At 63.6% G+C, this 18,968-nt stretch carries 15 protein-coding genes; 10 read left to right on the top strand and 5 right to left on the bottom strand.

Annotation, left to right across the window (positions count from 1 at the left end):
* Positions 1–138 precede the first annotated feature (138 nt).
* The 5 genes from ACVW17_RS11225 to ACVW17_RS11205 all read right to left on the bottom strand — a co-directional run bounded on the left by ACVW17_RS11225 (position 139) and on the right by ACVW17_RS11205 (position 7,485).
* Positions 139–912, bottom strand: coding sequence for an SDR family NAD(P)-dependent oxidoreductase (locus ACVW17_RS11225; protein WP_456751941.1), 774 nt, complete (start codon positions 910–912; stop codon positions 139–141).
* Positions 913–1,047: 135 nt separating this feature from the next.
* The gene (gene pimD, locus ACVW17_RS11220; RefSeq protein ID WP_456751940.1) at positions 1,048–2,193 is read right to left on the bottom strand and encodes a pimeloyl-CoA dehydrogenase small subunit; all 1,146 of its coding nucleotides are present in this window, start codon (positions 2,191–2,193) and stop codon (positions 1,048–1,050) included.
* Positions 2,194–2,360: 167 nt separating this feature from the next.
* Positions 2,361–3,551: a pimeloyl-CoA dehydrogenase large subunit gene (gene pimC, locus ACVW17_RS11215; protein WP_038384528.1), complete on the bottom strand. Its 1,191-nt coding sequence runs from the start codon at positions 3,549–3,551 to the stop codon at positions 2,361–2,363.
* 9 nt (positions 3,552–3,560) lie between these two features.
* Complete coding sequence (gene pimA / locus ACVW17_RS11210) at positions 3,561–5,231, bottom strand: dicarboxylate--CoA ligase PimA (RefSeq protein WP_456797126.1); 1,671 nt, start codon at positions 5,229–5,231, stop codon at positions 3,561–3,563.
* Positions 5,232–5,388: 157 nt separating this feature from the next.
* Entirely contained in the window at positions 5,389–7,485 is a 2,097-nt protein-coding gene (locus ACVW17_RS11205; protein ID WP_456797125.1) for a 3-hydroxyacyl-CoA dehydrogenase NAD-binding domain-containing protein, read from the bottom strand.
* 179 nt (positions 7,486–7,664) lie between these two features.
* Here ACVW17_RS11205 and ACVW17_RS11200 point away from each other — a divergent pair, with 179 nt between their 5' ends.
* From ACVW17_RS11200 to ACVW17_RS11155, 10 genes are all read left to right on the top strand, one after another.
* Entirely contained in the window at positions 7,665–8,531 is an 867-nt protein-coding gene (locus tag ACVW17_RS11200) for an IclR family transcriptional regulator (protein ID WP_456751937.1), read from the top strand.
* A 69-nt stretch (positions 8,532–8,600) separates the two neighbouring features.
* A complete protein-coding gene (locus tag ACVW17_RS11195) occupies positions 8,601–9,398 on the top strand; it encodes an ABC transporter ATP-binding protein (protein ID WP_095731499.1) in 798 nt (265 codons plus the stop codon).
* Positions 9,395–10,108, top strand: coding sequence for an ABC transporter ATP-binding protein (locus tag ACVW17_RS11190; RefSeq protein WP_456750665.1), 714 nt, complete (start codon positions 9,395–9,397; stop codon positions 10,106–10,108). The genes ACVW17_RS11195 and ACVW17_RS11190 overlap by 4 nt, the downstream gene beginning before the upstream one ends.
* 13 nt (positions 10,109–10,121) lie before the next feature.
* Positions 10,122–11,000: a branched-chain amino acid ABC transporter permease gene (locus ACVW17_RS11185; protein WP_456750664.1), complete on the top strand. Its 879-nt coding sequence runs from the start codon at positions 10,122–10,124 to the stop codon at positions 10,998–11,000.
* 2 nt (positions 11,001–11,002) lie between these two features.
* Positions 11,003–12,019: a branched-chain amino acid ABC transporter permease gene (locus ACVW17_RS11180; protein ID WP_456751936.1), complete on the top strand. Its 1,017-nt coding sequence runs from the start codon at positions 11,003–11,005 to the stop codon at positions 12,017–12,019.
* Positions 12,020–12,108: 89 nt separating this feature from the next.
* Positions 12,109–13,338 (top strand): ABC transporter substrate-binding protein, encoded by a 1,230-nt coding sequence (locus ACVW17_RS11175; RefSeq protein ID WP_456797124.1) that lies wholly within the window; start codon positions 12,109–12,111, stop codon positions 13,336–13,338.
* Positions 13,339–13,457: 119 nt separating this feature from the next.
* Positions 13,458–14,684 carry an ABC transporter substrate-binding protein gene (locus tag ACVW17_RS11170; RefSeq protein WP_456751934.1) on the top strand — a complete coding sequence of 409 codons (1,227 nt, stop codon included), beginning with the start codon at positions 13,458–13,460 and terminating at the stop codon, positions 14,682–14,684.
* A gap of 229 nt (positions 14,685–14,913) precedes the next feature.
* A complete protein-coding gene (locus tag ACVW17_RS11165) occupies positions 14,914–16,140 on the top strand; it encodes an ABC transporter substrate-binding protein (RefSeq protein ID WP_456751933.1) in 1,227 nt (408 codons plus the stop codon).
* Positions 16,141–16,299: 159 nt separating this feature from the next.
* Positions 16,300–17,526 carry an ABC transporter substrate-binding protein gene (locus ACVW17_RS11160; RefSeq protein WP_456751932.1) on the top strand — a complete coding sequence of 409 codons (1,227 nt, stop codon included), beginning with the start codon at positions 16,300–16,302 and terminating at the stop codon, positions 17,524–17,526.
* A gap of 192 nt (positions 17,527–17,718) precedes the next feature.
* Positions 17,719–18,951: an ABC transporter substrate-binding protein gene (locus ACVW17_RS11155; protein ID WP_456797123.1), complete on the top strand. Its 1,233-nt coding sequence runs from the start codon at positions 17,719–17,721 to the stop codon at positions 18,949–18,951.
* Positions 18,952–18,968 lie beyond the last annotated feature (17 nt).

The raw sequence follows: 18,968 nt of genomic DNA, 5'->3' as shown, positions 1-18,968 counted from the left end.
ATCGCCCGGCTCCGACCGGGCGATCCAGTACGCCGCGGCCCTTCGGCTCAAGCACCGCGGTCTCTGGAATACTGGATCACCCGCATGCGCGGGTGATGACACTGAGCAAGCTGAGCGCCATCCCGAAGGAACAGCCGCTTACGTCGCCGCCGTCGTCACGCCGCCGTCGACCACGATGGTCTGGCCGGTCATGAAGGTCGAGGCGTCGGAGGCGAGATAGGCCACGGCGCCGGCGATCTCGTCGGGCTCGCCGATGCGGCGGAGCGGCGTCGACGCGGTGCGGCGCTTCAGATTGTCCGGATCCTCCCACAGCGCGCGGGCGAAATCGGTTTTCACCAGGCCCGGCGCCACGCAATTGACGCGCACGCCCTTCGGGCCCCATTCACCGGCGAGGCTGCGGCACAGCGCAAAATCCGCCGCCTTGGAGATGCCGTAGGCGCCGATCACGGTCGAGCCGCGCAAGCCGCCGATCGAGGAGATGATCACGACCGAGCCCTTGCCGCGTTCGGCCATCTGCGGGATCGCCAGCGCGGAGAGCCAGATGTTGCTCTTGACGTTGGAGCCCATGATCTTGTCGAAGGCCTCGTCCGTGATGTCGAGCAGCGGGCCGTAATACGGATTCACCGCGGCGTTGCAGACCAGGATGTCGATCTTGCCGTAATGCTTGATGGTGCCCGAGACCAGCGCCTCGACCTCATCGCGCCGCGCGATGTTGCAGGGAATGACGAGCGCGTCGCCGCCGGCCTTCTTGATGCCGTCGGCGACGACCTCGCAGGCATCCGCCTTGCGCGAGGAGATCACAACCTTGGCGCCGAGTTTTGCGAGCAGCTCCGCCGAGGCGCGGCCGATGCCGCGGCTCGAGCCGGTGACGACCGCGACCTGGCCGGTGAGATCGAACGGGGTGTTTTTCATTGTTGTTGCCTCCCGGATGGGCCGTCATTCCGGGGCTCGCGAAGCGAGAACCCGGAATCCATTGGGCCGCATCATTGGTGATGAAATGGATTCCGGGCTCAGCCCTTCGGGCTGACCCGGAGTGACAGTTGAGGACTAAGCCAGCAGCCCGCCGCCCTCGCTGACGCGACGTAGATGGTAGTCGGTGTCGCCGAGCGTGTTCTCGATCATGGTCAGCCGCTTGAAGTAGTGGCCGATCTTGGCTTCCATGGTCATGCCGATGCCGCCGTGAAGCTGGATCGACTGCTGGCCAACGAACTTCAGCGACTTGCCGACCTGCACCTTGGCAGCCGCCACCGCGGACGAACGCTCCTTGGCATCGTCGAAGTCCGACGCCATGGTCGCGAACATCGACATGCTGCGGGCCTGCTCCAGGGCCACGAACATGTCGGCGGCGCGGTGCTGCAGGCTCTGGAACGAGCCGATCGCCACGCCGAACTGCTTGCGGGTCTTGATGTACTCGACGGTCTCCTTCAGCGACTCGTCCATCGCGCCGACGGCCTCTGCGCACAGCGCGGTGCGGGCTTCGTCCGCGACGCGCTCGATCAGCGGCAGGCCGTTCTCGGGATCGCCGATCGCAGCATCCGCACCGACCTCGACATTGGTGAAGGTGATGTCGGCCGCGTGCAGGCCGTCCTGGGTCGGATAGCCCTTTTTGGTGACGCCCTTGGCATCCGCCGGGACCAGGAACACGCCGATCCCGGTCTTGTCGCGCTGGCCGCCCTTGGTGCGCGCGGTCACGATCAAGGTGTCCGCGTTCTCGCCATTGAGCACGACGAACTTCTCGCCATCGATCACCCAACCATCGCCCTTCTTCTTGGCCGTGGTCACGACGTCGAACAGGTCGTAGCGCGAGTTCTTCTCGAGCTGGGCGAAGCCGAAGGTCTTGCTGCCGTCGATGATGCCGGGAATGTACTTGGCCTTCTGCTCGGCCGAGCCGCCATGGCGCAGGAAGCCGCCGGCGACCACGACGGTGGCGAGATAAGGCTCGACCACCAGCGCCTTGCCGAGCGCTTCCATCACGATCATGGTCTCGACCGCGCCGGCGCCGAAGCCGCCGTCGGTCTCGGCAAAGGGCAGACCGAGCAGGCCCTGCTCGGCGAGCTTGCCCCAGAGCGCTTTGCTCCAGCCGCCCTTCTCCTTCATGTACTTCTTGCGCGCATCGAAGTCGTAGGCATCGGTGAGAAGCCCGTCGATGCTTTCCTTGAGAAGCCGCTGCTCCTCGGACAGATCAAAATCCATGTTCGTTCCCTATCGTCAAAAGATGCTGATGCTCTTCCGCGGCGTCATTCCGGGATGGCCCGAAGGGCCAGACCCGGAATCCATTTGACCGCACATCTTGCGGGAAGATGGATTCCGGGCTCTTCGCTACGCGAAGCCCCGGAATGACGACAATGGTGAGAGCCCAACTACAGCCCCAGCACGGCCTTGCTGATGATGTTGCGCTGGATCTCGTTGGAGCCGCCGTAGATCGAAACCTTGCGGTTGTTGAAGTAGCTCGGCGCGATCTGCGCGGTCCAATCCATGCTCTCGTTCGAGCCGGCGTCGCCGTGCTCGTCATAGGGCGCGGCGAACGGACCGATGATCTCCATCAGAAGCTCGGTGGTGGTCTGCTGGATCTCCGAGCCCTTGATCTTGAGCACCGAGGACGCCGGATTGGGCTTGCCCTTGCCGTGCTTGCCCTCGTCGGCGACGACGCGGAGCTGGGTCAGCTCGAGCGCCTTCAGCTCGATCTCGCAGGCCGTGAGCTTTTCGCGGAACGCCGGATCCTCGATCACAGGACGGCCGCCGGACTCGACCTTGGAGGCCAGCGCGCGGATGCGGCGCAGCCGCTCCTTCGACACGCCGACCCGGGCGATGCCGGTGCGCTCATTACCGAGCAGGAATTTTGCGTAATCCCAGCCCTTGTTCTCTTCGCCGATCAGGTTCTCGTAGGGCACCTCGACGTCGTCGAAGAACACTTCGTTGACCTCGTGGCCGCCGTCGATGGTCTGGATCGGGCGGACGGTGACGCCCTTCGACTTCATGCTGAACACGATGAAGGAGATGCCCATCTGCTTCTTCGCGGCCGGGTCGGTGCGGCAGAGGCAGAAGATCATGTCGGCGTGCTGGGCGAGCGTGGTCCAGGTCTTCTGGCCGTTGATGATCCACTTGTCGCCTTTGCGCTCGGCCTTGGTCTTCAGCGAGGCGAGATCCGAACCCGAACCCGGCTCCGAGAAGCCCTGGCACCACCAGTCGTCGACATTGGCGATGCGCGGCAGGTATTCCTTCTTCTGCTTCTCATTGCCGAAGGTATAGATGACCGGGCCGACCATGCTGACGCCGAAGGCGAGCGGCTGCGGCGCCGGATAGGACTGCAGCTCCTCGTTGAAGATGTAGTGCTGCACGGTGCTCCAGCCGGTGCCGCCATATTCCTTCGGCCAGTGAGTGACGCCCCAGCCCTTCTTGTTGAGGATGCGCCACCAGGTGACCATCTCGTCCTTCGACAGATGGCGGCCCTCCTGCAGCTTGCGCCGTGTCTCCGGCGGCACGTTGTTCTTGAAGAACTCCCGCACCTCCTCGCGAAACGCTATCTCTTCCTTGGTGAAAGCGAGATCCATCGGATCCTCCTATTGAACGACTGATTTGGCTTGAGCTGTCTTCGGCTGCTGCTGGCGCAATTCGTGACGCGACAGCTTGCCGACCGGGGTGCGCGGCAGTTCGGCGACGAACTCGACCGCCGCCGGCAGTTCGTGCTTGCCGACCTTGCCGGCGAGGAACGTGCGCAGCTCGTCGACCGAGAACGGCTTCTCGCCGTCGCGCAGCTTGATGAAGGCTTTTGCCGCTTCGCCGCGGTAATCGTCGGGAATCCCGATCACGATCACCTCCTGCACCGCGGGATGGGTGTAGATCGCCTGCTCGATCATCTGCGGATAGACGTTGAAGCCGCCGGAGATGATCATGTCCTTCTTGCGGTCGACCAGATAGAAATAGCCGTCGGTGTCCATGTAGCCGATGTCGCCGGTGAGGAATCGGTCGCCGACGAAGGCTTCCGCGGTCTCCGCCGGCCTGTTCCAGTAGCCCTTGGTGACGTTCGGGCCGCGGATGCGGATCTCGCCGACCTCGCCGACCGGCATCACCCTGGTGGAATCCTCCAGCGACACCACGTCCATCTCGATACCGGGCAGCATCAGCCCGATCGAGCCCGGCTTCTCCGGGCCCTCCTTGGGATGACCGGTGCCGGGCGAGCAGGTCTCGGTCATGCCCCAGCCGCTCTTCAGCTTCATGCCGACGCGGCGCTCGAAAACCTTTGCAACCTCGACCGGCAGCGGCGCGCCGCCGGAGCCGGCAACCACCAGCGAGGAGAGATCGCGCTTGTCGAGATCGGGCAGCGCGGCGATCGCGATCCACATCGTCGGCACGCCGGGAAACACCGTCGCGCGCTTGACCTCGATATCGCGCATCACGGCCTCGACGTCGAAGCGCTGGTGCAGCGAGATCAGATGGCCGCGCCGGATCGCCGACAGCAGCACCACGGTCAGCGCATAGATATGAAACAGCGGCAGCACGCAGATCACGCGCTCGATCGCATTGCGCTCGAGCCGCGCGGGCTTGCCCCAGACGTCGTAGATCGAGACCGCCGCGGTGAGATTGCCGTGGCTGAGCATGGCCCCCTTGGGCAGGCCCGTGGTGCCGCCGGTATATTGCAGCAGCGCGACGTCCTCGACGTCGACCGCGGGCCATTGCGCCGGCTTAACAGCGCCATCGATGAACTGGCGATGCGTGATAACGGCGGGATTGTCGGGCAGCGCGGTTTGCGGCGTGCCGACCTTGCCCCAATTGTCGTCCTCGCAGACGATCAGGCGGTCGAGCAGCCCCTTGGCGAGGAATTTCAGCGCGGTCGGCAGCAGCGCCGAGAGGTTGCTGGTGACCAGCACGCGCGCGCCGGAGTCCGAGAGCTTGTGCGACAGCGCGATCTCGCCGTCGAGCGGCGACAGATGCACGACGCGGGCGCCGGCCTTCAGCGCGCCGAAGAAATTGATCGGATGGTCCGGCGAGTTGCCGAGGAACAGCGCGACCGAGGTGCCCTTGCCGTAGCCGGCGCGCATGAAGGCGGCGGCCGCGGTCTCCACCAGGGCCTCCAGTTCGGCGTAGCCGATCTGCCGGTCGCGGAATTCGAGCACCGGGCGCACGCCGTATTCGGCTGCCGCGGTCGCAAGCAGGTCCGGCAGCGTGCCGCGCGTGATCTCGTCGCTCCACTGCACGCCCTTGGGATAATATTGTTCGCCGGGATAGGTCATGGATGCCTTCGCAGGGACTCTCTGAAGTCGTCATTCCGGGATGCCCCGAAGGGCCAGGCCCGGAATCCATCAGGCCGCACGTGCCGGGGCACAATGGGTTCCGGGTTCATCGCTTACGCGATGCCCCGGAACGACACGTGGTTAGGCCTTCAGCCAATCACGCCGCCTTCGACGGCGCGGCGAGCGAGGCGAAGGTCTTGCCTTCGTCGGCGAGCTTCTTGAGCAGCGGCGCCGGCTCGAGCGAGGGATCGTTGGTCTCCTTGGCGTAGAAGGCCAGGCGATCGGCGATGTGCTTGAGGCCCACCGTGTCGGCCCAGAACATCGGACCGCCGCGATAGATCGGCCAGCCGTAGCCATAGAGCCAGACCACGTCGATGTCGGACGGACGCGCGGCGATGCCCTCGGCGAGGATCTTCGCGCCTTCGTTGATCATCGGGTACATCATGCGCTCGAGGATCTCGTCGTCGCTGACGACGCGCTTCTTGCGGCCGAGGCGCGCCAGCGTCTCGTCGATCAGCTTCTCGACCTCCGGATCGGGCAGCGCCGCGCGCGAGCCCGGCTCGTACTTGTAGTAGCCCTTGCCGGTCTTCTGGCCGAAGCGGCCAGCTTCGCACAGCGCGTCGGCGATCTCCGACTTGATGCCGCGGTCCTTGCGCGAGCGCCAGCCGATGTCGAGACCGGCGAGATCGCCCATCGCGAACGGGCCCATCGGCATGCCGAACTTGGTGACGACGGCATCGACCTGCTGCGGCAGCGCGCCTTCGAACAGCAGCTTCTCGGACTGCTTGCCGCGCTGCGCCAGCATGCGGTTGCCGACGAAGCCGTCGCAGACGCCGACCACGGCCGGCACCTTGGCGATCTTGCGGGCGATCGACACCGCGGTCACCAGCGCGTCGGGCGCGGTCTTGTCGGCGCGCACGATCTCGCACAGCTTCATGACGTTGGCCGGCGAGAAGAAGTGCATGCCGAGCACGTCCTGCGGACGCTTGGTCGATTTCGCGATCTCGTCGATGTTGAGATAGGAGGTGTTGGAGGCCAGCACCGCGCCGGGCTTGGCATACTGGTCGAGCTTGCCGAACACCTCCTTCTTGACCGCCATGGTCTCGAACACCGCCTCGATCACGAGATCGGCGTCGCCGACGTTCTCGATGCCGACGACGCCGTTGATCAGCGCCATCCGCTTGGCGGGCGCGTCCGCCGGTATGCCGCCGCGCGCCGCGGTCGCCTCGTAGTTCTTCTGCATGATGCCCATGCCGCGCTTGAGCTGCTCCTCGCCGGTCTCGATCAGCGTGACCGGGATGCCGGCATTTGCGAACGACATCGCGATGCCGCCGCCCATGGTGCCGGCGCCGAGAATGGCGACGCGGGCCACGTTGCGGCCCTTGGTGCCCTCGGGAATGCCGGATATCTTGGCGGCCTCGCGCTCGGCGAAGAACGCGTAGCGCTGCGCCTTGGACTGGTCGCCGTTCATCAGCTTGAGGAAACCCTCGCGCTCCTTCTTCAGGCCTTCCTCGAACGGCAGGTCGATCGCGGCGCCGACGGCATCGGCCGCGGCGAACGGCGCCTCGAGGCCGCGCGACTTCTTGGTCAGCGCGGCGACCGCATTGGTGAAGATCGAACGGTCGGCCTTGGCCGCGGCGAGCTTCGAGTCGTCATCGCGCAGCTTGCGCAGCGGACGCTTCTCGGCGACCACCTTGCGCGCAAATGCCTCACCGCCCGAGGCCGGACCTTCGACGATCTCCTCGATCAGGCCGGCCTTCAGCGCGGCATCGGCGCCGATCGGATCGCCGCCGACGATCATCTTGACCGCGAGCTCGGGACCGACCGCGCGCGGCAGGCGCTGGGTACCGCCGGCGCCCGGCAGCAGGCCGAGCTTCACCTCGGGCAGGCCGAGCTTGGCGTCCTTGGTGGCGACGCGATAGTGGCAGGCCAGCGCGACCTCGAGGCCGCCGCCGAGTGCGGTGCCGTGGATCGCAGCAACGATCGGCTTCGGCGAGCTCTCCATCAGGCTCAGCACCTCGGCGAGTCCGGGCGGCTTCGGCGGCTTGCCGAATTCGGTGATGTCGGCGCCGGCGATGAAGGTGCGGCCGGCGCAGGTCAGCACGATGCCCTGGACCTGCGCGTCATCGATCGCGCTCTTGATGCAATCGAAGATGCCGCCGCGCACGGCCGCGCTCAGCGCGTTCACTGGCGGACTGTTAACCGTGACGACGGCAATGTTGTCATGACGTTCGAGCTTGACGACTTCACTCACCGGGACTCTCCCTGGATGCTTGTTCTTGAACTTGCGTTGAGTAGCTGCACGACCTGCGTTGAGCCGCTACGATTAGACCAATTTCGCACTGCGAAATTTAATTCCACATCTTGACACGGAGGGTTATTTTGAAGCACGAGCCTTGTCAACGAGCATGACAAGGGTGGGCAAGGACAGGGATGAAGCGCGCCAGCAAGAAGGTAGCGACCGATCGCAATTTCGTCGTCGCGCTTTCCCGCGGACTGGACGTCCTGCGCGCATTTCAACCCAATGACGGGCTGCTCGGCAATCAGGAGATTGCAGCCCGCACCAAGTTACCGAAGCCAACCATTTCCCGGCTGACCTACACGCTCACCAAGCTGGGATACCTTACACCTGTACCGAAATTCGAAAAGTATCAGCTCGCGCCGTCGGCGATGGCGCTCGGCTATGCCGCGCTCGCCAATCTCGGCGTTCGGCATTTGTCCGAGCCGTATCGAGAAGAAGTGATGCGCGCGACCGGCGGCGCCGTCGCGGTCGGCGGCCGCGATCGTCACAGCATGATCTATTTCGGCCAGAGCCGGAACGGCCTGGCGCTCGGCGTGCAACTCGACGTCGGCTCGCGGGTGCCGATCGCAACCACCGCGATGGGACGTGCCTATATTTGGGCATTGCCACCCGAAGAGCGTGCGGCTTTATTACGCGAGCTGCGGGATCACTATGGCAGCCGCTGGGCCAAGATGCGTGACGGCATCGAACGTTCCGGCGAGACGGTGGCGAAGCACGGCTTCGCCATGTCGGCCGGCGACTGGCAGAACGACGTCGCCGCGGTTGGCGTCGCATTGAGATTGAATGACGGAACCGGTCCGTACGCGTTCAATTGCGGCGCGCCGGCATTCCGTTTCACGGAAGAGAGATTGCTCAACGACATTGGACCTCGTCTTGTGGCGATGGTAAGGAACATCGAGCAGGCGCTCGGTGGAATGGCGCCGCAATCCAAAAAAGAAACAAGCAAAAAGATCAAAGTAGGAGGGAAAGTTGCACGTTTGGCCGAGGGGATCAGATAGCCTCCATCACGTCCGGCGAAGCACATCGCAGGATCGCTCGCACCGCTCGACGACGGCGGGCGAGACGAGATGACGCAGGCACAGCTCGCGCAGGGGAATGATCCCTTGCTCGCGGTTCGCGACGTCAGCGTCGTGTTCGGCGGCATCATCGCGCTCAACGGCGTGTCGTTCGACATGCGCCACGGACAGATCCTCGGCCTGATCGGGCCGAACGGCGCCGGCAAGACCACGCTGTTCAATTGCCTGTCGCGGCTCTACCAGCCGTCGTCCGGCGACATCCTGATGGAAGGCAAGAGCATCCTGTCGCGGCCGCCGCACCGGATCGCCGAGATCGGCATCGGCCGCACCTTCCAGAACGTCGCATTGTTTCCCAACCTGTCCGTGATCGACAACGTCCGCGTCGGCGCGCATGCCCGCACCTCGAGCGACATCGTCAGCGACTCGCTGCGTCTCGCCTGGGTCCGCCGCGGCGAGAACGACATGAACAAGAAGGTGCACGACATCCTCGGCTATCTCGATCTCGAGGACGTCGCCCACACCGTGGTCTCGGGACTTCCGTTCGGCACCCAGAAGCGCGTCGAGCTGGCGCGGGCCCTGGCGGCGGATCCGAAGATCCTGCTGCTCGACGAGCCGGCCGGCGGCCTCAATCACGAGGAAGTCTATGTGCTCGGCGATTTGATCCGCAAAATCCGCGACGACCGTAAAATTACGGTGCTGCTGGTCGAGCATCACATGGGTCTCGTGATGTCGATCGCCGACCACGTCGTCGCGCTCAATTTCGGCCGCAAGCTGGCCGAAGGCACGCCGGCCCAGGTCCAGGCCGACCCCGACGTCATCAAGGCCTATCTGGGGAGCAAGGACCAATGACCGCGATGCTCAACGTCAAGGACCTGCGCGCCTATTACGGCCAGGTCCAGGCCCTGCACGGCCTCAGCTTCTCGCTCAACGAGGGCTCGCTGACCACCCTGCTCGGCGCCAACGGCGCCGGCAAGACCACCACGCTGCGGGCGATCTGCAACATGGTGCGCTCGACCGGCGCGATCGAGTTCGAGGGCAAGCCGATCGGCACGCGCTCGACCGAGAACGTGGTCCGGCTCGGCATCGCCCATGTGCCGCAGGGCCGCGGCACCTTCACCAACATGACGGTGGAGGAGAATTTGCAGCTCGGCGCCATCAGCCGCTCCGACACCAAGGCGATCGGCTCCGACATCGAGCGGATGTACGACCATTTCCCGGTGCTGAAGCAGCGCTACACCCAGCAGGCCGGCACGCTGTCCGGCGGCGAGCAGCAGATGCTGGCGGTGGCGCGCGCGCTGATGCTGCGGCCGCGCCTGATGCTGCTCGACGAGCCGTCGTTCGGCCTCGCGCCGCTGATCGTGCGCGACCTGTTCCGCATCCTCGGCAAGATCAATCGCGAGGAAAAGGTGACCATCCTGGTGGTCGAGCAGAACGCGCAGCTCGCGCTCGAGCTCGCCGACCAGGCCTATGTGATCGAAACCGGACGGATCGTGATGTCGGGCAATGCCAAGGACATCGCGAACAACGAAGACGTCCGCAAATCCTATCTCGGCTACTGAGGGAGCTGGCACAATGGAGCTTTTTGCCAACCAGGTCCTGGCCGGCATCGCCACCGGCGCGATCTATGCCTGCATGGCGCTCGCCGTGGTGATGATCTACCAGGCCATCGACCATCTGAATTTCGCCCAGGGCGAAATGGCGATGTTCTCGACCTTCGTGTCCTGGCAGCTGATGCAGTGGGGCGTGCCGTATTGGGGCGCCTTCGTACTCACCGTCGCCTTCTCGTTCGTCGCCGGCATCGTCATCGAGCGGCTGCTGTTCAAGCCGCTCGCCAAGGCTCCGATCCTGACCAACGTCGCCGGTTTCATCGCGCTCTATGCGATCATCAACTCGGTCGCCGGCCTGATCTGGGACTTCACCATCAAGCAGTATCCGACGCCGTTCGGCTCCTCGCCGTTCCTCGGCAGCCAGCTGATCTCGACCCACCAGGCCGGGATGATCGGCATCACGCTGCTGATGCTGCTCCTGCTGTTCTTCTTCTTCCGCTTCACCCGGGTCGGTCTTGCGATGCGCGCCGCCGCCTCGCTGCCGGAATCGGCCCGCCTGGTCGGCATCAACACCTCGTGGATGATCGCGCTGGGCTGGGGCATGGCATCGGCGATCGGCTCGATCGCCGGCATGATGATCGCCCCGGTCGTGTTCCTCGAGCCCAACATGATGCTCGGCGTGCTGATCTACGGATTTGCCGCGGCCGTGCTCGGCGGCCTGTCGAGCCCGTTCGGCGCCGTGATGGGCGGCTTCCTGGTCGGCATCTTCGAGAACCTGGTCGGCACCTACATCCCCGGCGTCGGCAATGAGCTGAAACTTCCGATCGCGCTTGCGCTGATCATCGTCGTCCTGGTCGTCAAACCGGCAGGCCTGTTCGGCCGCGCCATCGTGAAGCGAGTTTGATCATGAGCGCCGCTGAAGAAATCGTCACAGAAGCCCCTGCCGTCGAGGCCGTGCCCAAGCGCGCCATGACGCTCGGCTATGGCACCTCGCTCGTCGTGCTTGCCGCGCTGGTCCTGATCCCGCTGTTCGTGAAGAACTTCATCATCTTCCAGATGACGATGCTTCTGATCTACGCGCTGGCGGTGATGGCGCTCAACATCCTGACCGGCGGAAGCGGCCAGTTCTCGCTCGGCCAGAGCGCGTTCTACGCCGTCGGCGCCTATACCTCGGCGATCCTGATGGAGCATGCGGGCATGAACTATGCCCTCACGCTGCCGATCGCCGGCATCGTCTGCTTCGGCTTCGGCTTCCTGTTCGGCCAGCCGGCGCTGCGGCTCAGCGGCGTCTATCTGGCGCTCGCGACCTTCGCGCTCGCCACCGCAATGCCGCAGCTGCTCAAGCTTGGCTATTTCGAGCATTGGACCGGCGGCGTGCAGGGCCTCGTCGTCACCAAGCCGGATGCGCCGTTCGGCCTGCCGCTGTCGCAGGATATGTGGCTCTACTACTTCACCCTGGCGGTCTCGATCGCGATCTACATCGCCTCGGTCAACCTGCTGCGCTCGCGTTCGGGGCGCGCCTTCATGGCGATCCGCGACAACGAGATCGCGGCCTCCGCGATGGGCGTCGACGTCGCGCTGTACAAGACGCTGGCGTTCGGCGTCTCGGCCGGCATCACCGGCGTCGCCGGCGGTCTCGGCGCCATCGCGGTGCAGTTCGTGGCACCCGACGGCTACACGATCCAGCTCGCGATCTCGCTGTTCCTCGGCATGGTGGTCGGCGGCGTCGGCTGGCTGCCCGGCTCGATCGTCGGAAGCGCCTTCATCATCTTCGTGCCCAACATCGCGGAAGGCATTTCCAAGGGCCTTTCCGGCGCGGTGTTCGGCGTGCTGCTGTTCCTCGTCATCTTCCTCGTGCCGCACGGCGCCAGGCAGGTTGCGATCGTTGCCCAGCAACTGGCCGCCAAGCTCAAGAAGAACTAAGTGCATGATCCGGAAAAGTGCGAAGCGGTTTTCCGAAAGAGATCATGCTCAAACAGCTAAGAATCTTTAGAACCAAACCAGGAGACATTATGCTTTCTACCGTTCGGATCGCCGCGATGTCCGCGGCGATCGTCGCTGTTGCCGCGACCTCCACTGCCGCATTCGCCCAGAAGAAACACGACACCGGCGCGAGCGATACCGAGATCAAGGTCGGCAACATCATTCCCTATTCGGGACCGGCCTCCGCCTACGGCGTGATCGGCAAGACCGAAGAAGCCTATTTCAAGATGATCAACGACCGCGGCGGCATCAACGGCCGCAAGGTCAATTTCGTCAGCTATGACGACGCCTATTCGCCGCCGAAGGCGGTCGAGCAGGTACGCAAGCTGGTCGAGAGCGACGAGGTGCTGCTGGTGTTCAACCCGCTCGGCACGCCGTCCAACACCGCGATCCAGAAGTACCTGAACTCCAAGAAGATCCCGCAGCTGTTCGTCGCCACCGGCGCCACCAAGTGGAACGACCCGAAGAACTTCCCGTGGACCATGGGCTGGCAGCCGAGCTACCAGAGCGAAGCGCAGATCTATGCCAAATGGCTGATGAAGGAGAAGCCCGACGCCAAGGTCGCGATCCTCTATCAGAACGACGATTTCGGCAAAGACTACCTCAAGGGCACCAAGGACGGCTTCGGCGCCAAGGCGGCCTCCAGCATCATCATGGAGGAGAGCTACGAGATCTCCGAGCCATCGATCGACGGCCATATCGTCAAGATCAAGGCCGCCAATCCGGACGTCCTGCTGATCTACACCACGCCGAAATTCGGCGCCCAGACCATCAAGAAGACCGCCGAACTCGGCTGGAAGCCGCTGCAGATCATCACCAACGTGTCGGCCTCGGTCGGCAGCGTGATGCAGCCGGCCGGCTTCGACAACGCCCAGGGCGTGCTGTCGGCCGCCTATGCCAAGGACGGCGCCGATCCGCAGTGGGCCAACGATCCGAACATGAAGAAGTGGGCCGAGTTTCTCGACAAGTACATGCCGGGCGCCGACAAGACCGACGGCGGCTACGTCTACGGCTATGGCGCCGCGCAGACGCTCGCCAAAGTGCTCGAGATGTGCGGCGACGATCTGACCCGCGCCAACGTCATGAAGCAGGCGGCGAGCTTGAAGGACTTTACGCCCGACACCCTGCTGCCCGGCGTCAAGATCAACACCTCCGCCACCGACTTCGCCCCGATCGCCCAGCTGCAGATGCAGCGCTTCAAGGGGCAGAAGTGGGAACTGTTCGGCGACATCATTTCCGGCGACGTTCCTTCCGAATGAACGTTGCACTGCGGAAATAAACAACGGGCCTCCGCGATAACCCTCGCGGGGGCTTTTTGTTGACGCCCCGTGCCGTTCGTATTGAATACGACCCAACAGAGAACCCGAGGTGGGGAAACATGACTGCCGCACGTCCGTCCCTGACGGCGCTGTTGTCCGCATTCGCTCTGATCCTGACGAGCTGCAATGTCGCGCTGGCGCAGAAGACATACGATACCGGGGCCAGCGACACCGAGATCAAGATCGGCAACACCGTGCCCTACAGCGGCCCCGCCTCGGCTTACGGGGTGATCGGCCGGACCGAGGCAGCCTACTTCAAGATGATCAACGAGGCCGGCGGCATCCACGGCCGCAAGATCACGTTCATCTCCTATGACGACAGCTACTCGCCGGCCAAGACCGTGGAGCAGACCCGCAAGCTGGTCGAGGACGACGAGGTGCTGCTGGTGTTCGGCTCGGTCGGCACCGCAACCAACGCGTCGATCCGGAAGTACATGAACGAGAAGCAGGTGCCGCAGCTGTTCATCGCCTCCGGCGGCTCCAAGTGGAACGATCCCAAGAACTATCCGTGGACCATGGGCTGGCAGCCGTCCTACCAGGACGAGGCGCGGGTCTACGCAAAATACATCATGAAGCACAAGCCGGACGCCAAGGTCGCCGTGCTCTACCAGAATGACGATTTCGGCAAGGACTACCTCAAGGGCCTGAAGGACGCCTTCGGCGACAAGTCTTCGATGATCGTCGCCGAGGAAGCCTATGAGACCTCCGAGCCCACGATCGACAATCACATCGTCAAGCTGAAGGCCGCCGGCGCCGACACCTTCATCAGCATCACGTCACCGAAATTTGCGGCACAGGCGATCAAGAAGGCGGCAGAGATCGCCTGGACGCCGTTGCAGATCGTCGCCAATGTCTCGGCCTCGGTCGGCGGTGTCATGCAGCCGGCCGGCTTCGAGAATTCGCAGGGCATCCTGTCGGCGTCCTATCTCAAGGACGGCGCCGATCCGCAATGGGACAAGGATCCCGGCATGGAGAAATTCCTCGCCTTCCTCAAGAAGGATTATCCCGAGGCCAACAAGCTCGACGGCGCCACCTCTTACGGTTACGCCGCCGCACAGACCATGGTGAAGGTGCTGGAGATGTGCGGGGACGATCTGACCCGCGCCAATGTCATGAAGCAGGCCGCGAGCCTGAAGGATTTTGTCCCCGACACGTTGCTGCCCGGCATCAGCATCAACACCTCGACCACCGACTTCGCGCCGATCAAGCAACTGCGCTTGATGCGGTTCAAGGGCGAGAAGTGGGAGCTGTTCGGCGACATCATTTCAAGCAATCTGAGCAACTGATCGCCGCGCTCAACTCAACAGCGTTTCCTGAACGCACCGCAATCTCTGCGGATCGCGCGGCAAGACAATCAGCTCCTGATATTGTCGACTAAAGATGCAGCCCCTGCGGTCGCGCCGCGGGGGCTTTTCATTGAGACGCCCCCGGTAAGATGATAGTTTTCACTGATAACAACGAGCCCTCGAAACAGGGGGCCGCGACACATCATCTGCTATCAGGGAGAGAAACCGCATGTCTGCAACACGACATCTGGCGGCATTTGCCGTTGCGCTCGCGCTCGTCTCCGCATCCGGCAGCGCAGCACTTGCCCAGAAGAAATACGACACCGGCGCCAGCGACACCGAGATCAAGATCGGCAACATCATGCCCTATAGCGGAGCGGCGTCCGCCTATGGCGTGATCGGCAAGACCGAGGAGGCCTATTTCCGCAAGATCAACGCCGAGGGCGGCATCAACGGCCGCAAGATCACCTTCATCAGTTACGACGACGCCTACACGCCTCCGAAGACCGTCGAGCAGGCGCGCAAGCTGGTCGAGAGCGACGAGGTGCTGATGATCTTCAATTCGCTCGGCACGCCGCCGAACTCCGCGATCCAGAAATACATGAACCAGAAGAAGGTGCCGCAACTGTTCGTCGCTACCGGCGCCACCAAGTGGAACGACCCGAAGGAGTTTCCCTGGACGATGGGCTGGCAGCCCAACTACCAGAGCGAGTCCATCATCTATGCGAAGTACATCCTGAAGAACAAGCCGGACGCCAAGATCGCGGTGCTCTACCAGAACGACGATTACGGCAAGGACTATTTGAAGGGATTCAAGGACGGGCTCGGAGCCAAGGCCGCGTCCATGATCGTCGCCGAGGACAGCTACGAGGTGACGGAGCCGACCATCGATTCCCACATCGTCAGGCTCAAGGCTACGGGCGCCGACGTGTTCTTCAACATCACGACGCCGAAATTCGCGGCGCAGGCGATCAAGAAGAACGCCGAGCTCGAGTGGCATCCGCTGCACTTCCTCAACAACGTCTCGTCCTCGATCGGCAGCGTGATCAAGCCGGCGGGCTTCGAGGCCGCCCAGGGCATCATCTCATCGCAGTACCTCAAGGATCCGACCGATCCGCAGTGGAAGACCGACAAGGGAATGATCGCCTGGAACGCATTCCTGGATAAGTACTATCCCGACGCCAACCGCGCCGACGCCTCCGTGATGTACGCCTACACCGTCGCGCAGGGCCTCGAGCACGTGCTGCGGGCATGCGGCGACAATCTGACGCGCGAGAACGTCATGAAGCAGGCCGCCAGCCTGCGCGACCTCGAACTCGGCGGGCTGCTGCCGGGCATCAAGGTCAACACCTCGGCGACCGATTTTGCGCCGCTTTCGCAGCTGCAACTGATGCGATTCAAGGGCGAGACCTGGGACCGCTTTGGTGAAATCTTGAGCGGCGACGTCGGCGGTTGAGCCGGAATTGTCGACTAAAGACGCTGGCCCCTGCGGCGTTGTCGCAGGGGCTTTTCATTGAGGCGTCCCGCCTAAGCTGGTAATTTCACCCGATAACAACAGAGCCACCGAAACAGGCGGCCGCGACACATTCGTCTGACAACAGGGAGAGAGACATCAATGTCCGTTACCACCAGACTTACGGTCCTCGGGGCCGCGCTCGCGCTCGTCGCGACATCCGGCAGCGCCGCGTTTGCCCAGAAGAAATACGACACCGGCGCCACCGACACCGAGATCAAGATCGGCAACATCATGCCCTACAGCGGCCCCGCCTCCGCCTATGGCATCATCGGCCGCACCGAGGCCGCCTATTTCAAGAAGATCAACGACGCCGGCGGCATCAACGGCCGCAAGATCAACTTCATCTCCTACGATGACGCCTATTCGCCGCCGAAGGCTGTGGAGCAGGCCCGTAAGCTGGTCGAAAGCGACGAGGTGCTGCTGATCTTCAACTCGCTCGGCACGCCGTCGAACTCGGCGATCCAGAAATACATGAACTCCAAGAAGGTGCCGCAGCTGTTCGTCGCCACCGGCGCCACCAAGTGGAACGACCCGAAGGACTTTCCCTGGACCATGGGCTGGCAGCCCAACTACCAGAGCGAGACCCAGATCTACGCCAAGTACATCCTGAAGAACATGCCGAACGCCAAGATCGCCGTGCTCTACCAGAACGACGATTACGGCAAGGACTATCTGAAGGGCCTGAAGGACGGCCTCGGCCAGAAGGCCGCCAGCATGATCGTCGCCGAAGAGAGCTTCGAGACCTCCGAGCCGACCATCGACAGCCACATCGTCAAGTTGAAGGCCAGCAACGCCGACGTCTTCATCGACATCGCGACGCCGAAATTCGCGGCCCAGGCGATCAAGAAGGTCGCCGAGGTCGGCTGGAAGCCGACCCACTTCCTCAACAACGTATCGGCCTCGGTCGGCAGCGTGATCAAGCCGGCCGGCTTCGAGAACGCGCAGGACATCATCTCCGCCGCCTATCTGAAGGATGCGTCCGACAAGCAGTGGGACAATGATCCCGGCATGAAGGAATTCTACGCTTTCATGGCCAAGGACTTCCCCGAGGGCGACAAGCTCGACGGCGGCACCGTGGTCGGCTTCGGCGTGGCGCAGACGCTGGTCCAGGTGCTGAAGCAGTGCGGCGACAACCTCACCCGCGAGAACATCATGAAGCAGGCGGCGAACCTCAAGGACTTCCGCACCGAGGTGCTGCTGCCCGGCATCAAGATCAACACCGCTCCGAATGATTTCGCCCCGATCAGCCAGCTGCAGCTGATGAAGTTCAAGGGCGAAAAATGGGAACTGTTCGGCGACGTCATCAGCGCCGACGTCGGCGGTTGACTTTTCGCGAATTGCCGACCGAAAACGGCCCCCTGCGATACCATCGCAGGGGGCTTTTGATTCACCACGGGCCGGCCCGCCCGGGCGAAGCCCGCTTACACTTTGTCCGGCAATGCGCTAGGTAAACCGGCAAGACCCCGACAAAGAACCCGGCGCCTTCGTGCGCCGGCAACAACAAGGAGATTTCGGGACATGCCGAAGCCGATCCGTCACCGTGTCGCAACCGCCCTGCTCGGCCTCGCCGTCGCCGCCGCGACGGGCCATGCCGCATGGGCGCAGAAGAAATACGACACCGGCGCGAGCGACACCGAGATCAAGATCGGCAATATCGTGCCCTATAGCGGCCCGGCCTCAGCCTATGGCGTGGTCGGCAAGGCGATGGCCGCGGTGTTCAAGAAGGTCAACGACGAGGGCGGCATCAACGGCCGCAAGATCAACTTCATCTCCTATGACGATGCCTATTCGCCGCCGAAGGCCGTGGAGCAGGCGCGCAAGCTGGTCGAGAGCGACGAGGTGCTGTTCCTGTTCGGCACGCTCGGCACCGCCTCCAACACCGCGATCCAGAAATATCTCAACGCCAAGAAGGTGCCGCAGCTGTTCGTCGCCACCGGCGCGACCAAGTGGAACGACCCCAAGACCTTCCCGTGGACCATGGGCTGGCTGCCGAGCTACCAGAGCGAGTCGCGGATCTACGCGAAATATCTGCTCAAGGAGAAGCCGGCCGCCAAGGTCGCGGTGCTCTATCAGAACGACGACATGGGCAAGGACTATCTGAAGGGCCTCGAAGACGGCTTCGCCAGCGATCCGGCGCGGATCGCCGCCAAGGAAAGCTACGAGGTCGCCGAGCCGACCATCGATTCCCATGTGGTGCGGCTGAAATCCTCCAACCCCGACGTCATCATCTTCTTCACCACGCCGAAATTCGGCGCCCAGGCGATCAAGAAGCTCGGCGAGATGAACTGGAAGCCGATGACCATCGTCTCCAACGTCTCGGCCTCCACCGCGACCGTGATGCGGCCGGCCGGGCTCGACAATGCGCAGGGCGTGATCTCGGCGGCCTATGCCAAGGACGCCAGCGATCCGCAGTGGAAGGACGATGCCGGCATGAAGGCGTTCGACGAACTGCTCGCCAAATACATGCCCGACACCAACCGCGTCGATGCCTCGGCGATGACCGGCTACAACATGGCGACCACCATGGTCGAGGTGCTGCGCCGCTGCGGCGACGACCTCACCCGCGCCAATGTGATGAAGCAGGCGGCGAGCCTGAAGCAGTTTGCGCAGGGCGGCCTGCTGCCCGGCGTGACGCTGTCGACCGGACCTGCCGACTTCCAGCCGATCGAGCAATTGCAGCTGATGCAGTTCAAGGGCGAGCGCTGGCAATTGTTCGGCGACGTCATCAGCGGCGAAATCGCCGGCAATTGACCGCGTAACGAAAGCAC

This window comes from Bradyrhizobium sp. USDA 4473 (assembly GCF_054063335.1).
This window is presented reverse-complemented; position numbering and strand designations above follow the sequence as displayed.

Bases quoted from the DNA above. Each gene is read 5' to 3' on its own strand.
- ACVW17_RS11165 (WP_456751933.1), top strand. From the start codon at position 14,914: ATGTCTGCAACACGACATCTGGCGGCATTTGCCGTTGCGCTCGCGCTC.
- ACVW17_RS11175 (WP_456797124.1), top strand. From the start codon at position 12,109: ATGCTTTCTACCGTTCGGATCGCCGCGATGTCCGCGGCGATCGTCGCT.
- pimD (WP_456751940.1), bottom strand. From the start codon at position 2,193: ATGGATTTTGATCTGTCCGAGGAGCAGCGGCTTCTCAAGGAAAGCATC.
- ACVW17_RS11190 (WP_456750665.1), top strand. From the start codon at position 9,395: ATGACCGCGATGCTCAACGTCAAGGACCTGCGCGCCTATTACGGCCAG.
- ACVW17_RS11225 (WP_456751941.1), bottom strand. From the start codon at position 912: ATGAAAAACACCCCGTTCGATCTCACCGGCCAGGTCGCGGTCGTCACC.
- ACVW17_RS11185 (WP_456750664.1), top strand. From the start codon at position 10,122: ATGGAGCTTTTTGCCAACCAGGTCCTGGCCGGCATCGCCACCGGCGCG.
- ACVW17_RS11155 (WP_456797123.1), top strand. From the start codon at position 17,719: ATGCCGAAGCCGATCCGTCACCGTGTCGCAACCGCCCTGCTCGGCCTC.
- ACVW17_RS11195 (WP_095731499.1), top strand. From the start codon at position 8,601: ATGACGCAGGCACAGCTCGCGCAGGGGAATGATCCCTTGCTCGCGGTT.
- ACVW17_RS11160 (WP_456751932.1), top strand. From the start codon at position 16,300: ATGTCCGTTACCACCAGACTTACGGTCCTCGGGGCCGCGCTCGCGCTC.
- ACVW17_RS11180 (WP_456751936.1), top strand. From the start codon at position 11,003: ATGAGCGCCGCTGAAGAAATCGTCACAGAAGCCCCTGCCGTCGAGGCC.
- pimA (WP_456797126.1), bottom strand. From the start codon at position 5,231: ATGACCTATCCCGGCGAACAATATTATCCCAAGGGCGTGCAGTGGAGC.
- ACVW17_RS11170 (WP_456751934.1), top strand. From the start codon at position 13,458: ATGACTGCCGCACGTCCGTCCCTGACGGCGCTGTTGTCCGCATTCGCT.
- pimC (WP_038384528.1), bottom strand. From the start codon at position 3,551: ATGGATCTCGCTTTCACCAAGGAAGAGATAGCGTTTCGCGAGGAGGTG.
- ACVW17_RS11200 (WP_456751937.1), top strand. From the start codon at position 7,665: ATGAAGCGCGCCAGCAAGAAGGTAGCGACCGATCGCAATTTCGTCGTC.